This is a genomic window from Sorangium sp. So ce381, from assembly GCF_051473845.1.
In the GTDB taxonomy this organism is placed as follows: Bacteria; Myxococcota_A; Polyangia; order Polyangiales; family Polyangiaceae; genus Sorangium; species Sorangium atrum.
Genome location: NZ_CP150336.1, coordinates 2,691,572 through 2,707,784, shown reverse-complemented (window position 1 = coordinate 2,707,784; position 16,213 = coordinate 2,691,572). Strand labels below are relative to the sequence as shown.

The window sequence follows — 16,213 nt, the reverse complement described above, 5'->3', positions numbered from 1 at the left end:
TCGCCGCGCCGGCGCTCGGCGCTGCCTCGATGGGACGGCGAACGTGCCGCCCGCGGTCAGAAGCAGGCATCCAGCCACGCTGGTGAGCAACGGCGCGCAGCGCACACCGTGGCACGAAAGATGCCTCGGCGCCTGCAATAGCCATTCAGCATCGATGCGGCCAGCTGGCCAACCGCTGCGCGTCCGTGCCAGGATGCGCGCTCACGAGGGGCGCTCACCTCGCGACTCGAGTTCAGGAGAAGGAGAATACCTGTGGCCATAGGCCGTTTGTACATGGCGCTAGCCTGCATCGGTGTGGGTTCTTTCCTGGGGTGCGGCGGGTGCGTCATCGTGACGACTCCCGGCGGGCCTGTGACGCCAGCGCAATCGGCTGGGCCAGCAGAGCCAGTCGCTCCCCCGGGGCAGCTGCCTCACAACGGCATGCCCAAGAACGGCATCAGCGTGGAGGCGCTCCGCGCGAACAGTGAATTGCTCGAGCGCCTCAAGGTGAGCAAGCTGAACAGCCTGAAGCTCGACGATGTCGAGCCGTTCAGCACGCAGGACCCGGCGCTGGAGCCTCGCGCCGTTCAGCTGATGCACTACATCGTATCTTTTGCGCTGAATGAAGGCCAGAAGGTGTCGGCCCGCGTGGGGAACAAGCGCTACGAGTGGAATGGGCAGATCGGGGCATGCGCCAGCGGGGGACCCTTGGGGGACTGGTTCAACAACCTTCCATCCCCGGAATGCCTGCAAGCGGTCTCCGCAGGCGTGCTCGCCCGGGTGAACGCGCTCAACAAGGTGGTCGTGGTATCCATGCGCGGCCCAGGGGATCTCGTCGCGCTCCATGACAAGGTCCCCGCCGAGACAAGGTCTCGAGAGAGGAACACCAGCACAGGCGAGGCCACGCAGATCGAGAGCTTCGCCGCTTGCAACCCTCCCGGCGGACCGCGTCGGGCGACGAGCGACTGCGGGTGGACGGCGCGTTACGTCGGGCAATGCCTGGCGCAGAGGTCAGGCGATAGTGGACCGAGGACGGTCAGGCTCAAGCTCGACTCGGCCCACGCCCGCTCATCTCCGGTATTTGTGCGTGTATGCGCGGGTATACATGGATGCAACCACGTGGACTACGACGCGGCAGATCCTCGGAGCAGGTACATCAAGCACGTCAAGAGCGATGTGCTCGACGGTCCTGGCGACACGGTTGACTTCACATGCCCCGCGAATGGCCCTGCTGGCACAGGCATTGTCGACGAGGCGAGCTCCACCCCCGAACAGGTTGGGTACTTCAGCGTGATGCTGTCGGAGCGAAATTTCGCGGTCGACGTGAAATTCGCGAGCTCCGATGGGGTGAGGTATCCGGCGAAGGAGGTGGAGCTGTTCAGGTACCGCGAGGGCGGGTTCTACGGGAACATCTTCGATTCGAACCCCGGGGGGGCTCGGCCCGACGGGGTGCTCTTCGACAAGCAATACGCGTGTTATGGCGAGGACTGGAATCAAGGCATGGCGAACCTCGCCGACAGGCTCTGCGCCCTCCCTGCGTCCGATGCGGCAGCGCAGTGCTTCGTCCATGAACCGAAGCCATGCTCTCCTTTCAACGGGAATCCGGGCGCTTGCGTTCGGTCTGCCGGTGCCAGGCGATCCATCTACACCCCGTGCGATGAGGCGGGCGCGCAGTGGAAATACCCCGTCACGGTCTACTTGAACCATCCATGCGATCTCAGGAGCGACTCCGGGTGCTCTTCGTTCAAACCCTGGTTGATCGACCGTTCACTCAAGTAGCCTCGCCGCGAGCCGCCTCATCGATTCGACCGCCGGGACAGGGGCGTCCACCGCCGACCACGCCTTGATCACCTGCTGGGCCAGCCCGAGGGCCCTCTGCTTGTCCCCGCGCCTCGCCGCGCGCTCCGCCTCGCGCACCGTCTTCAGGCTCGCGCCGTTCAGGGCCTCGCTGTCGTCCCGGCTCGCCCGCTCCAGCCGGTCGACGAGCTCGTGCTCCCCCTCGCGCTCATAGGTCGCGACCATGGCGTCGCCGAGCACCTCGACGAACGGCTCAGGCTCCTGCAGCAGCGGGCGCCACGCCAGCGCGGCGCCCCGCTGGTCTCCGCTGGCATAACGCTCGGCTCCCGTGATGAAGCTCTCGGTGTTCGGCAGCTCGCCTTCCGGGAACCTGACCCGGAGCTTGCGAAGCCGCTCGAAGCAACGCCGCGACACCGCCCGACTGGCACGGGCGCAGACGGCTCCCATGCGCAGCGGGACGCTGATATGGGTGCCCTCGAGGAGGGGTGGCTCCGGGTCGAGGAAGCGGGCGACGATGAGGTCGGCCATCTCGCGCTCGCGCCCGAGGACGAGCGCGAGCTCCAGCGCGCGCCAGGCGATCTGGAGGCGCTGCACGCGAACGAACCCGGAATCACCGGGGAAAATGGCCATCGCGCGCCTCGCCCGCTCGAGGGCGGCGCCGATGCCGGCCTCGCTCGCCTCGACGCGGATGAGGAGGAGCTCGCTGCCGACCTTGTGCAGCACCTGGCTTCCCTGGCCCACCGCCAGCGCTATCCCGCGCGCCTCCTGGCGCGCTCCATCCTGGAGGAGCCGATCGACCAGCGTGTCGGCCACATTCATGTCCAGGGGCGAGAGGACATAGGCACGCCGCGCGAACCCGAGGGCGCGCGTACGAGCATGCTGATGGGGAGCCTCTGCCGCTCCAGGGTCGGAGTCCTCGAACAGCCACCCATACGCCTCCCAGGGCATCCAGGCCCGCATGCCCTGCAACGCGCTCGCCGCGCTCGGGGTCCCGTGGGTCACCGTCGCCAGCTGCACCCAGGGCGCGCACCATTCCCCGATCGGGTTCTTCGGCTCGGCCTGCACCGCGCTGAACGCCATGTCCTTGGCGAGCGTCGTCCTCTCCGTGGCGCGCTCCTCATCGGGCGACGGCAGCAGGCAGGATATCGTCGCTGCGAGGGTCGAGCGTCCCCAGGCCGACGCCTCGCGATCATAAAGGCGCTGGAGCTCCGCCACGGCCATCGGATCGACGGCACGCCGCATCATGAGATCGACGCGGGCGCGCGCGGCGAGCTCACCCGGTGAGGCATTGGCGCCGACCGGCGGGAGCGTGACCACGGGAGCGGGCTCGCCGAGCGTGTAGGCGCAGCGGAAGCGCTCTCCTGGTCCCATCTCCGCGAGGCCGCCGCCGCGCGCCTCGAACCGTGCGCACTCCTGTCGGAGCCCGCCGGCGTTGTGGGTCATGGCCAGCGTCAGGTCGAGCAGATCCAGCGCCCCGTCGACCGTGCGCGCCCTCGAGAAATCGGCCACGGTGTCGTCGAGGCTCGGGGCCTTTGGCAACATCCCAGCATCGACCCAGGGATCCATGGCGTTCCTCACGGCTTCATAAAGCGCGCTCGCCCTGCCGACCGAGGACGCGAGCTCCCTGCCGTCGGCGGCTCGCAGCGTGACCGTGAGCTGAAAGGCGCGGGACGGCTCGAGGACGATCGCCCCGTCCACATAGGCCGCTCCCCTCCTGCGCGCAGCGTCCAGCGATTGCGCGCGAGCCTCCGGCCCGGCATAGGGATCGATCGGAACCGTGTCCGCGTGCGGCCGTGGGAGCGAGAGCAGCTCCGCAGGGATCAACGTGCGCGCCGCGCGGCCTCCGAGGAGGACCCGAGCCCGCTCGCACAGCGTCGCCGCGGCGGCCGCTCCCAGCCATCCGGCCGGCTCCTCGACCCCGGAGGCCTCCAGGATCGGGCAAGCGAGGACGGTGTTGTCGGGCTCCAGCGGAGATCGCATGACCGTGGGTGGAGGACCAGGCGCTGGCCGGTGAGGGAACGCCCACCGGACGGTGCCCAGACCCAGGGCGGCCAGCGTGAGGCTCGAGGCCGCGATCCAGCGCCACCGGCGCGACCGATGCACGATGGCCTGCGGCTGCCGAGGGGAGCTCGGCTCCGTTGCGTCGCTCTCGGACTCGGAGCGAGGCGGCGCGGGGCCGGGCCCCCCTGCGCCGGCCACCGAGTCCGTGCGTCCCACTCCCTCGCTTCCGCCCAGGTGCCCGTCGGACTGGAACGTGTCGGTCCACGTCGATTGCTCGTCGACGGGCGGCGTCCCCTCACGCGCTTCGGCCCCGGCGGACTGCTGTGCTGGCAGCTCGTAGCCTGGCACGCCGAGCGCTCGCGCGAGCGCCCCCACGGCGGCGCCCGCGGTCGGGAAGCGCTGGCCCGGCGCGAGCGCCGTCGCGCGTGTGAACCAGGCGTCGAACGCGGGCGGCAACGTCACGCCGTACCGCGCGGCGCGCTCGCACGCAGGCTCCTTGGGGCCCTGCAGCGCGACGAGCGCGAACGCGACGGGGCTTTCGCCGATGCCGACTTCTTCTTCCCAGTAGGGTCTGCCGACGAGGAGCGAGTACGCGATCAACCCGAGCGCGTAGATATCGGCGGAAGGTGTGATCCTGCCGCTCTGGAACTGCTCCGGCGCCATATAGATCGGCGTCCCGGCCGCGCCGGTCGAGCCGCGGGTCGCGCCCTCGTGCAGCACCTTCGCCACGCCGAAATCGAGGATCTTGATGCGCGGGGCGTCGTGCTCGCGCTGCTCCAGGAACAGGTTGCTCGGCTTCAGGTCGCGGTGGACGATGCCGAGCTGGTGCATCTTGTCGATGGCCGGCGCGGCTTGACCGAGATAGACGAGCACCTCCTCCGGCGCGTGGCCGCCCACGCGCGCGAGCCGCTCGCTCAAGGTCTCGCCCCGGAGCAGCTCCATCACGAGGAACGGAGTCCCCGTTGCGTCATCGACGCCCGCGTCGACGACGTCGACGAGCGCGGGGCTGTCGACCTGGCCGGACACGCGGGCCTCCAGCGCGAATCGCTCCCTCAGGTCGGCGCGCTCGACCGTATGAGCGTGCATCACCTTGAGCGCCCGTCGGCGCTCCGTCTGGAGGTCGATCACCTCGTAGACAGCGCCCATCGCGCCCGCGGCCAGGCGACGCAGGACGCGGTAGCGAGCCGCGACGACCGTGTCCGGCGTCATGCCCGCCTCATCCCACGGCCGCGGCGCAGCACCTCAGTGGCGGAAGTCATCCGGGTCGATCTCGTAGCGCTTCAACCAGCGATGGATCTGCATCCTGGCTTTGCCCATGGCGCGCGCCACGCCGGCGATGTTGCCGCTGTGCGCGCGCAGGAGCGCCTTGAGCTCCTCGGGCCGGGTAGGATCGTCTCCCTGCTCCGTGGCGTCGGCGGCGCTGCGCCTCAGCGCGCTGTTCAGGTGATCGAGCTCGATGGTACCCCGCTGCGCCAGCACCACCGCGGTCGTGATGCACTGCTCGAGCTCGCGCACGTTGAGCGGCCAGCCGTACGTGACGAGGGCGCGCGCCGCGCGAGGGTGCAGCTGGATGTGCTCGGCGCGCTCTCCGTCGACGCGCCGCAGGATCGCGCCGAGGATGAGGCCGAGGTCCTCCCGGCGAGCCCGGAGCGGCGAGAGCTCGACGGCGTGGCCGGAGAGCCGCGCGAGCAGGTCGGAGCGGAAGTCGCCCGATGTCGCCATGCGCTCGATCGGCCGGTGTGTGGCCGCCACGACGCGGAGGTCCACGGAGATCGAGCGCGTGCCGCCCACGGGGCGCACCTCGCGCTCCTGGAGCACGCGGAGCAAGGCCACCTGGGCGGACAGGGGCAGGTCGCCGATCTCGTCGAGGAAGAGCGTCCCGCGATCGGCGCTGCGCACGAGCCCGGGGCGATCCTCGGTGGCCCCGGAAAAGGCGCCCTTCCTGTGCCCAAAGAGCTCGCCTTCGACCAGATCCCGCGGCAGCGCACCGCAGTTGATCGCCACGAACGCGCCCGGCCTGCCCGAGAGCGAATGGATGGCGCGCGCCACGACCTCCTTGCCGGTGCCCGTTTCGCCCTGGATCAGCACGGGGATGGTGGAGGCCGCCACCACCCTGAGCTGCTCGAACATCTCGAGCTGCGACGGGACGAGGGAGAGCAGCCCAGGGACGTGCGCGGCGAGGCTCGACGCTTCCAGCAGAGTGACCTGCTCGGCGCCGCGGGGGATCGCCGAGCGGTAGAGGAAGAACGTGCGGCCCAGCTCGAGCACGTCGCCCTCCCCGAGCTCGGCGTGCTTCCGCGGCGCCCCATTGAGGATGCTGCCGTTCTTGGAGCCGCAATCCTCGAAGCACCACCGGCCGAGGACCCGCATGATCCGCGCATGCCTCGACGAGAGCCAGGGGTCGTCGAGCTGGATCTCGACGCGCCGGCGTGTGCCGCTGTCCGCGACCTCCAGCCTCCGGGCATTGCCGCGGCCGATAACGACCTCCTCGACGTCGTCGAGGGCGATGCGCGCCGACGACGCGAGCGGCCGATGGCTGTCCGCGACCAGAAACAAAAAGCTGCCGTTGCCTGATTTGTCCAGATACCGCTGTCCGCCCGTGGCGGATAGCGTTCGTTGATCAGGTTCACCCGGCACGAACCAGTCGTACCCAGTCGGGCAGACGCGGTCAATATGCCAGGGGCGGCATTCCGAGCGGCAGCCGCGCGGGTTGCTCGTCGTCCACGGGCGTGCGCTGCATCGGGTCGTCGATCGACCAGGAATGGTCCAGCCGCGGAGGCGCGTGCGTCGCGCCTCGCCGGACGCGGGCCACCCCGGCCTCGATCGGGCGTCCAATCTGGGCCGGGTCACCACCCCGGTCGATCCGCGGCGTGGTGTGATCGCCAGGGGCTCGCAGAGGAAAATGTCACCGGCGCCGCGCAGCGGCGTACACTCATCGGGAGTGCGCGCGCTCCCTACCCTTGCCGTGGGCAGGGCGGAGATCGATCGCACCACTCTCCCAGTCGATGTCGTCGCGCTGTACCATTGCACCAGGAAATCGTCACCTTCGAGGGAGGGCCCCATGGCCAAGAGTTTCGCCATCGCGACGTTCAACACCCTGAATCTCCTGCACCCCGGCGTGTTCTTCGCTGGACGCCCGAACGACAAACCGTATTCGACCGGAGTATACGAGGACAAGGTCGAATGGATCGCCCGCGTCCTCAAGGAGGGCAACGTCAGCCTGGCGGGGCTTCAAGAGCTCTTCAGCGCCACGGCGCTCAACAAGGTCACGACGCTCGCCGGGTTTGACCACACCTATGCCCCGGACATCAAAGACGGAAAGAACATCACGAGCGACGCAAACGATCGAAAGGAAGCAGCGGGCCCCTTCGTGGGGCTGATCTCCAAATATCCGATCATCGCCGCGCGAACCGTCGTCGAGTTCCCCGACGAGGTCAAGGGAATCGAAATTCAGAGCGGAGAGGCAGCCACCGACCTCAAACGCCTTCCCGTCACCCGCTTTCAGCGCCCTGTGATCCAGGCCGACGTCCGGCTACGGGACGACGTCACGGCCACGGTCTTCGTCGCCCACCTGAAATCGAAGCGCCCGCTGCTCCTCGAGCGCGAGACGGGCGACGAGAAGAACCCGATCGTGACCGCCGCGGGCAGCGCTCGCTCCCTCATCGTTCGTGCCGCGGAATCCATCGCGCTCCGAAAGCTGATCGTGGACGCCACCCAGGACAACCAGAAGCCAGTGATCTTGTTCGGCGACCTCAACGACGACCTCTCGGCTGTCACAACGCAGATCATCGCCGGCGAGGAGCCCTTCCGCTTCGCGCGCCTCGAGGACAAGAAGGTCGAGTGGGACCGTCTTCTTTACAGCGTTCACGATCTCGAGGAGCAGGAGAGCTATCGCGACGTCAGCTACACGCACATCTTCAACGGCCGCTACGAGCTCCTCGATCACATATTCGTCAGCCAGGAGTTCTTCCATCGCAATCCCGATCGCATCGCCACCGTGCGCAACACCCGCATCTTCAACGACCACCTCCAGGATGAACGCCGCGCGGTCAACCCGGGACGCGGGCCCTCACGGCGGAGCGATCACGGCATTCCGGTCACCGAGATCGAGTGGCAACGCTAGCCGACTGCCACGACGCAGACCCATGACTCACACGACCGACCCACCGCAGCACGACCACGCCGTCGGCGTCCGGTTTCCCCTGGGGCGGCTGGGAGCAGGCGAAGGACAGAACGGTCGTTTACCGGGATAATCCGCACGCTCGTCCGGCTGCACCTTAGGAACCATCGCTGAGGCGCTCGGCCCCGCGCTTGCGGGCGCGGCCTTCTCGTCGCGGTCTCCCGACCTGCGCCGGGTCGCCGCAGCACGACGTCGTAGCGTCGAGGTCGCAGAAAATGTCACCGGCGCACGGACGCGGCGTACATCCGTCGGGAGAGGACATGACCTCCAACGTGACCATGGGCGGCGCAGGGCTGGTTGAGCGCCCGCTCGCCATTTGTCCTGCCGACCCTCGCACGGTTACCGCGACTGAACCGTCGCAGGTCCGCGCTGCCGCGCTGCTCAACGGCGTCATGCAGCGTTACGCTGCGGGTGAGGCGACCGCCTTCGGCGAGCTGTACGAGGCGCTTGCGCCGCGCCTGCACTGTTTCTGTGTGCGCCTCGCACGAAATCGCAGCGACGCGGACGATCTCTTCCAGGACGCGTTCCTCCGGCTCCACCGCGCACGCGCCTCCTACATACCCGGCGCGCCGGCCCTCCACTGGGCATTCGCGATCGCGCGCTCCGCGCATCTGGATCGCGTCCGTCACCGCCAGCGACGTCGGGAGGACCTGCACGACGCCGATGGCGGGCCCATCACGTGCCGCTCGTTGCCGAGCCGCGACGGCTCGCCGGAGGACGACGTATGCACGCGCCACATGCTGCTTGTCGTCGATCGCGAGATCGGGCGAATGTCCGAGAAGAACCGGAGCGCCTACGTCCTCCTGCGGGAAGAGGGGCTCAGCGTCGCCGAGGCGGCGAGCGTACTCGGTACGACCGGCGACGTCGTCAAGCAGCGCGCCCATCGCGCCTACGAGCAGATCAGAACTGCGCTACGCCACGCAGGGTGGGACCAAGGCAAGCCATGATCGAGAAGGATTTTGCACACGAGATCCCCCGTCGCTTCGAATCGGCGCCGGGTCCGCCGGATGAGCTCCACGCCCGCCTGGCCACGGCGATCGCGGAGACGCCGGCGCCACAATGGCCGCTCCGACATCGCCTGGCGCTGGTCGCCTGCGCGCTTCCGTGCGCCGTTGCCATCACGTTGCTCGGGCGCCACGCGCTGTTCGGCCGATCCGTGCTGCGCGCGGATCTCCGCTCTCTCCCACCCGAGCAGCTGGCGCTCGAGCTCGCCCTGATCGCGCTCCTCACCGCTGGCACCACGGCGGTCGCCGTCCGTCCTGGCCCGGCCGGGTTTGGATCCGCCGCGCGACTGCTCGGCGCGACCAGCCTCGCGACAGCACCCACATTTCTCGTGTTCGCCCTCCTCTTTCCGCTGCAATCCGCCGACCCCGAGGCCGTTCTGGCGTCCGCGCGGCTGCATCCCTTCGGGCTGCCGTGCATGGCCGTCGCCGCGATCGTCGGCACCTTCGCGCTCGGAGCGCTCTCCAGGGCGCTGCGCCATGCCGTCCCCGTGTCGGCGCGGCTCCGCGGAGCCGCGCTGGGCGCCGCGAGCGGCGCGTGGGCGGGCCTCGCCCTGGTCATCCACTGCCCCGCCTCGGCGCTGCTGCACGTCCTGGCCAGTCACGTCGCCCCCATCGCGGTGTTCACCGTCCTCGGGGTGCTCGTGGCGCCCGCCTTCGTGCGGCCTTGAGAGGCTGCATCGCGGGCCTGAGATCCCGAAGGTGAGGATATAAAATCATGTCACCGTACATCACAGACGGCGTATTGAGCATTGTGACACAGCGGCTCGGCAGCGCCCGGGCGGCGCGGAACGCGAGCGCCTTTCGCTTGATCCGACGCTCCTGATCCAGGCTGGAGGCGACCTGCGGGGCTCCAGTGTTCGCGGCCACCGGTCCGAGCTCCCCGCTCCCAGGGACAGGCGTCGGCCCTCGAGCGCTTCGACGACGACGTCTCGTGATCAGCGGCGCGAAGGGCGACGACTCGACCGTGGCGAGCCTTCGAACAGCGATGTCACTGCGCAACCTCGAACGTCGGAGGGTCTCAATGAAGAATCCGCTCCTGGGCGTCGCTCTTTTGGCGCTCCTCACCATGTCTTGCCAAGGGAATGACGACGAACCGGACGCTCGCTCCGGTGGTTCCATCAGCAGCGGCTGGACCGCGTCGAGCGGCGACGACCAGAGCGGAACGGCGCGCGGCGGAGGCGGCGGATCCAGCGCCGACGTCGGTAGCTCGGGTGGCGGCGGCCCCAGCTCCGGAGGCTCGGGCGGCGGCTCCAGCACTGGAGGCTCCGGCGGCGGCGGCCCCAGCTCCGGAGGGTCCGGCGCTGGCAGTTCCATCCACGAGGAGGCTGGGCCGGCGAGCGGCGGAGGAGCCGCGTCCGCGGGCTGCATACCCGATGGGAGCAGCGCGAATTCGGACGCCGAGTGCTGTTCCGGACAGCTCGACCTCACCTACCTGTGCTGTTCGGGGAGCAACTGCTGCTCGGCAGCCAACCACGCCACATCGAATCCCCTGGGCGGCTGCATGTGCGAGCCCGGGTACGAGTGGCAAACGGGCGCTGCCCACGATCGTCGCTGTATCCAGGCGGATCACGTCGTCAATTGCACAAGTACGGTCACCGATCCCAAGTGGTGCTCTTGCGCCTCCGCGGACACGAACCCCGGGGAGACCGAGTTCGTCGGCTACTGCGAGAAGGACCCGACGTTCGCGCCCATGGCCTGCTGCAAGAGCAACGGGTACCCCGCGACGGGCACCTGCGACTGTTATCTGACGCAAGCATGGCGATGCCTCGCGTTCACCGACGTCTGCTACTGCAGCTACTACTGGGACGCTGACGCCATCGAGTACACGACCAGGGTCTGCGACAACGTGCCCGAGCCCGACGGAACGCCTTGGCGGTGCTGCCTGAGCGACTATGGCGGCTGCAACTGCAGAGCCCGCGGGGCCGCGTGCGGCGCGCACGAGACCGAGGTCGCGAACTGCGCCAGCGACGCCGCGCTCGGGTTCACGAGGTTCACGGGTTGCCCCGCGGGGCAGTCATCGGCCAACGGATGCACGAGCGATCCCCACACCGGCGGTGGCCAGTGCACGACGGACAGCCAGTGCGGCGGCTCGTGCACCGGCGACGATCCGGTCTGTTGCCCGACCTGCAAGAACGGCTATTGCGGTCAGCTGTGCTGTTCGACGAGCGGCGTCTGCTACTGAGCGAAGCTGTTCAAAGAGCTCACGCGAACATCGGGCGGCGGCTCGGCGACTCGATGAAGAGCGCCGCTGGCGCTGGCTTCAGGGCCGCGATTCCTGGCGGAAGGTCAACCAACCCGCCATCGTTCTGTCAAGCGCTTTCAATGCGAACACAGGCCTGCGAGATCCGGAGGTTCTCCGATCGCGGTAAGGACGGCCTGATCCTGAGCGCGGCTCGCCGGACAGCGAACCTACACCGCCCGCCACCGGGTCTTCCGCATTTTTTCCTCGGGCGCTCGCGCAGGCGACGGAGCTGCGGATAGCGTGGAAGGATGAAGAACCATCTGCAACTTCCCCTGACGATCGCGCTGTTCCTCGCCGCCTGCGACTCCACGTCGGGTTCGGGCGGCGACGGCGGCTCAGGGCCTGACGTGCCCTCGCCCCACGCCGGCGGCGGCGGGACGAGCCATGGCGGAGGAGGCGGCGGAACGAACGATGGCGGCGAGGGCGGCGGCGACACGTCGCCGTCCGGCACGCTGAGCGAGCGCTACCCGGACGACGTGGGGATCGCTGAGGACCCCGCCGTGCTCTTCCACGACGACTTCGAGCAGGGCTGGGGGCGCTGGGACGGGCCCACCGCCGACACGCGCTATCTGCACATCGAGGCCGACGCGGCGACCGCCCACGCCGGGCAGGGCTACCTGCGCTCGACCGTGACGACCGCCGATCTGGCGGAGGAGACGTACATCTCTTCGTCCACGTGGGTCACCCACGAGCGCGTCGACGAGATCTACTGGCGCTTCCACGTGCGCTTCCCCGAGCTCGCCCCGAACCCGCACCACTGGGTGCGCATGGCGGCAGGCACCGAGAGCTGGGACAGCAGCGGTCTCGCGAACACGGTGCCGCCCGGAGACGGGGGCTTCTGGTTCGACTTCGACACGAACACAGACGACGTCTTCAACTTCTACGTCTACTGGTACAAGATGCGCTCCGGCCGCTGCAACGACGGGACAGCGACGCCTGGCTGCGCGGGCGATCAAGGCACGACGTACCACTACGGAAACGGCTTCCAGCCGCCGGGGCAGGCGCCCTTCCCGCGGGACCGCTGGTTCTGCGTCGAGATGCACGCGCGCGCCAACACGGTCGGCCGGAGCGACGGCGCGCTGGCGTTCTGGATCGACGGCGTGCCGATCGGCGACTACCGCCCTGGTTACCCCGACGGCACCTGGCTCCGCGACCAGTTCCACACGGGAGGGTGCGACTTCAGCGCGTGCACGCCCCCCGAGCCGTTCGGTGGCTTCGACTTCCGATCGAGCGATGACGTGCGCTTCAAGAGCTTCATGCTCGACGCCTATTACGAGCGCGACTCCGACGCTCGCCGGCGGGCGGAGATGGAAGAGCTCGGCATGACCGTCTCCGACGCACACACCATCCTGTACGACGACGTCGTCGTGGCGACCGAGCGCATCGGCTGCCGTCGCTGAAGCGCGCGCCTCGCGCCCTCCCCGTGGTACTCTCCCGCGCATGGGTACCGCGAACGCCCCCGCTCCCCGACGGCGCTCGGCCCTGCGCTGCGCCGCATGCGCGGCCCTCCTGCTGGCCGGGTGTGGCCCCGCGCCGACGCTGGCCGAGCCGCGCGCGCCGGAGCCGCCGCCCGCCGCCGAGACGATCTACATCGTCCTCCAGGATCCGCCCCCGGCGCCGGCGATGACGGCGGCCGACGGCTGGGTGCCGGACGAATTCCCCGGCGAGAACCCGTTCGAGCGGACGCGGACCTGGATCGGCGATTACGACTGCCCGCAGGGCACGACCGAGATGACGTTCCGGATCCTGGAGGTCAAGGGCGACAGGATCAAGGCCGTGTTCGGCTTTCATCATGCCGAGTCCGGCGCCGCCGGCAAATACCTCATGAGCGGCCGCTACGACGCCGAGACGCGGACCGCATCGTTCTCGCCCGGCGCCTGGCTCGAGCGCCCGCCCAACTACGTCACCGTGGGCATGAAGGGTGATCTCGCGTTCGACGGCTCGCTCTTCGCCGGGCGCATCGAGCACCCCGACTGCGGCGCGTTCCGGCTCCGGCCGGCGGGGTAGCGCCGCCCTCGCGCTGCTCGTCGCCAGGCCGCGCCAAGGGACGAGCAGCGCCTCCATCATGATGGCAGTCGCGCGAGCGATAGGCGTGGCGCGACGCTCAGGGCGTGCTCGACGGGTCTGCCGGGTCGCTGCCCTCGTCTTCCTCGTCGCCGTCGCGGAATCCGTCGCCGTCGCGATCCAGCCCGATCCGCTCCCCCGAGCCAGGCGGCGCGCACGTGTACGTCAGCTCGCCCCGGTTGCGAGAGGCCCGGTGCCGCAGCGCCGCGTCGCGGACCGGCGCGTCGCAGAGCCGGTCGCCGATGAACAGGCCCGCGCCGACGTAGAGGAACCCCGCCGTCTCGTGGTCGTCCGATCCCTTGACCACGAGATCGCACTCCCCTGCATCGGCCCGCGCGCGGAGCAGATCGATCCTCGGCCCGACCACGGCCGCGTTGTTCCGGGTGAGCGTCACCTGCTGCCCGACGATCGGCGCCAGGTTGCTGTCGAACGCGAGCAGGAACTGCTCCACCTCGCGCCGCATCACGTCGCCCTCCGGCCCCGGCGGGAACCCGCCCGGGGTGAGCGGCGACTGATTGAACCCCATGTCGGGGGTCGCCGAGCTCACGAAGCGGAAGAGCGTCGGGACGCCCCCTTCGTTGTTGAAGCCGAAGCCGCGGACCTGGTCGCCCACGAACGCGTCGCTGCCCGGGAAGAGATCGTTGTTCGCCATCCCGAACATGCCGACCTTCTGGTACAGATTGCGGAAGTGCGGCGACTTGAAGGCCTCGGTCTCCAGGTCGAACGTGTACCGGCCATCCCCGCCGAAGAAGCCCGGCGCATCGACGCCGAGCTCCTCGTTCGCGTGGCGGTCGAGCACATGGCACGAGACGCAGGTGCCCTCCTCGCTGAAATCGGACACGTTGTTGAAGAAGAAGCTGCGCCCGGCCTGCTGCGCCGGCGTGAGCGAGTTGTCCAGCGCCCGGATCGGGTTGGGCGGATACGTGACCTGCAGGATGAAATCGGCGAACGCCTGCATGTCGGCCTCGGGGATGAACTCGCTCCTCCCCACGAGATCCGTGAACCCGGCCTGGAACTCCAGGAACGCCGCCACCTCGTCGAACGTCCCGCTGTCCGGATGCGCGCTCGGCTCGTCGCGGCCCCCGGTGCGATCGCCGCGCCAGTGCATCGGCCCGTGGTTCGCCATGCCGCGGAGGCTCTGCGTCGTCATCGGCCCCTTCATCGGGTGGTGGGTGTCGGGTATCCCGAAGTCCAGCGGGTGTGACTCGAACGGCCCCGGGATGTCCAGGACCACCTCGTCCGGATTCCCGAGGTCCCACGCCAGGCTGTCGAAGTCACCGTAGACATGGCAGCTCGCGCACGACGAGTCGCCGTGGCTCGACGCGAACGACGTGTCGTAGAGGAACCGGCGGCCGGCGACCACGCTCGGCGGCTCCGGGTTGTGCATCGGCACGTGCGCGATCTCGGCCCTGGTCGTCGTGCTGAGGATCGAGATCGCGTTGTCGAACCGCGTGATCGTGTACAGGCGCCGCCGTGCCTCGTCGAGCAGGAGCCCCGTCGGGCCGCCGCCGGGCACCGGGATCTGCTTGGAGGTGCTCGGCGTGAAGGTGTTGTTCTCCAGGGCGGCGGTGCTGAACACCCCGATCTTGGATGACCCGATCGTCGCCACGTACAGCGTCTTGCCGTCGCCCGTGACGGCCATCTGCTGCGGGAGCGCGAGGCTCTTCTGGTTCTCGGCGTTCGGCACCGGGGCGCAGCAAGCGTCGTAATCGATGTGTTTGTTGAGGTGCCTCGGCGTGACGCTGCCCGCCGGGCCGAGGACGGTGATCCTGCTCTCGTGCAGGTGGCCTCGTATCGTGTGGCCGGCGAAGATCCCGGGCCCCTCGAAGCGCTTCTCGTTCCCCGCCTCGGTGTTCGACACGTACACCTTCCCGCTGACCGGGTTGACCACCATGTTGTAGAGGATGGTGCCGACGCCGGTGTAGAACCCCGCGGCGCCGGGCAGCTGCCTCGGCGGGCTCGCGTTCGCGTCGATGACGAACACGTCCTTGTCGGGCAGCGAGAGCCGGACGGAGCTGTCCCAGACGCGGTTCAGCTCATCGACCCAGTGGACACCATTGAACTTGAGGATGAGCCCCGTCTCCGGGTGCGGGATCCCCTCCGCGTTGGTGGCCGGCCCGGGCACGCCCCCCGCCGCCTCTCCGCCGTTCGGGATCAGGCCCTCGTGGAGCGAGGTCGTGCGGTTCCCGGAGTGGAAGGCCGCCGCATACACCTTGCTGCCGTCCGGCGTCACCGCCAGCGCCCGCGGGGTATCGCTGAACAGCGTGACGATCGTGAGCGGCGTGCCGGCGAGCGTCGTGCCGAGGTGATTGGCGTCGAAGACCCATACGTCCGCCCGGCCCACGCCGGGGGTCGTGAGCTGGGGGTCGAACGGGATGTTCTGTCCGCGGTGCGCCGTCGTGATGAACGCGCGGCGCTTTCCTGGGCCTGCGAACACGATGTCCCGCGGCTCGTCGCCCACGAGCAGCGTCCGCACGACCCGGCCCGAGCGCGCCCCCTGGGACAGCTCGACGACGCTCACGCTGTCCGACAGGTGGTTGACGACCCAGACCTCGGTATCGCTCCGCGCCGCCACCGCCACCGGCTCGAGGCCGACGGGGATGGAGGCGCGGTGCTCGATACCCTGATCCTTGACCCGATACACCTCGAGGTGGTTGTCGGGTGTGTTCACGGCGAATAGCAGCTTTCCGTCGGGCGAGAGCGCGAGCGGACGCACATGGCCGCTCTCGAAGAGGGTGAAAGACGACGCCGCTTCGGCGGATCGGCCGGCCGCGAGGCCCACGAGCAGCGCCGACGCCGCGACGAGACGCGAGAGGACGTCGCGCACGACAAAGTACGAGGACATGAGTCACCTCCGATGAGTGGGGTTCTCCTCACATGATTTCGAATGGCAAGCAGACGATAAGTCGCGAAGGTTATTGAAAGGTAGTCGTGGCCGGCTCGCAT

General features: G+C 69.1%; 10 protein-coding genes. 7 read left to right on the top strand and 3 right to left on the bottom strand.

Annotated elements, in window-relative coordinates; translation table 11 throughout:
* Positions 1-420: 420 nt before the first annotated feature.
* Positions 421-1,758: a hypothetical protein gene (locus WMF29_RS10370; protein ID WP_437328683.1), complete on the top strand. Its 1,338-nt coding sequence runs from the start codon at positions 421-423 to the stop codon at positions 1,756-1,758.
* Here the strand turns inward: WMF29_RS10370 and WMF29_RS10365 are convergent.
* Positions 1,747-4,986: a serine/threonine-protein kinase gene (locus tag WMF29_RS10365; RefSeq protein ID WP_437328682.1), complete on the bottom strand. Its 3,240-nt coding sequence runs from the start codon at positions 4,984-4,986 to the stop codon at positions 1,747-1,749. The two genes, WMF29_RS10370 and WMF29_RS10365, sit on opposite strands and share 12 nt — an antisense overlap.
* Positions 4,987-5,019: 33 nt before the next feature.
* Complete coding sequence (locus WMF29_RS10360) at positions 5,020-6,414, bottom strand: sigma 54-interacting transcriptional regulator (RefSeq protein ID WP_437328681.1); 1,395 nt, start codon at positions 6,412-6,414, stop codon at positions 5,020-5,022.
* 424 nt (positions 6,415-6,838) lie between these two features.
* Between WMF29_RS10360 and WMF29_RS10355 the strand changes: the two genes are divergently transcribed.
* The 6 genes from WMF29_RS10355 to WMF29_RS10330 all read left to right on the top strand — a co-directional run bounded on the left by WMF29_RS10355 (position 6,839) and on the right by WMF29_RS10330 (position 13,210).
* Positions 6,839-7,900 (top strand): endonuclease/exonuclease/phosphatase family protein, encoded by a 1,062-nt coding sequence (locus WMF29_RS10355; RefSeq protein ID WP_437328680.1) that lies wholly within the window; start codon positions 6,839-6,841, stop codon positions 7,898-7,900.
* A gap of 317 nt (positions 7,901-8,217) precedes the next feature.
* Entirely contained in the window at positions 8,218-8,904 is a 687-nt protein-coding gene (locus tag WMF29_RS10350) for an RNA polymerase sigma factor (protein WP_437328679.1), read from the top strand.
* The gene (locus tag WMF29_RS10345; RefSeq protein ID WP_437328678.1) at positions 8,901-9,629 is read left to right on the top strand and encodes an NrsF family protein; all 729 of its coding nucleotides are present in this window, start codon (positions 8,901-8,903) and stop codon (positions 9,627-9,629) included. Before WMF29_RS10350 ends, WMF29_RS10345 begins: the two co-directional genes overlap by 4 nt.
* A gap of 353 nt (positions 9,630-9,982) precedes the next feature.
* Positions 9,983-11,143 (top strand): hypothetical protein, encoded by a 1,161-nt coding sequence (locus tag WMF29_RS10340; protein ID WP_437328677.1) that lies wholly within the window; start codon positions 9,983-9,985, stop codon positions 11,141-11,143.
* A gap of 308 nt (positions 11,144-11,451) precedes the next feature.
* Entirely contained in the window at positions 11,452-12,603 is a 1,152-nt protein-coding gene (locus WMF29_RS10335; RefSeq protein WP_437328676.1) for a hypothetical protein, read from the top strand.
* Positions 12,604-12,643: 40 nt separating this feature from the next.
* Positions 12,644-13,210, top strand: a complete 567-nt coding sequence (locus WMF29_RS10330) for a hypothetical protein (protein WP_437328675.1) — start codon at positions 12,644-12,646, stop codon at positions 13,208-13,210.
* Positions 13,211-13,307: 97 nt separating this feature from the next.
* On the opposite strand, the gene WMF29_RS10325 is transcribed toward WMF29_RS10330, so the two are convergent.
* Positions 13,308-16,112: a hypothetical protein gene (locus WMF29_RS10325; protein WP_437328674.1), complete on the bottom strand. Its 2,805-nt coding sequence runs from the start codon at positions 16,110-16,112 to the stop codon at positions 13,308-13,310.
* Positions 16,113-16,213: the final 101 nt, after the last annotated feature.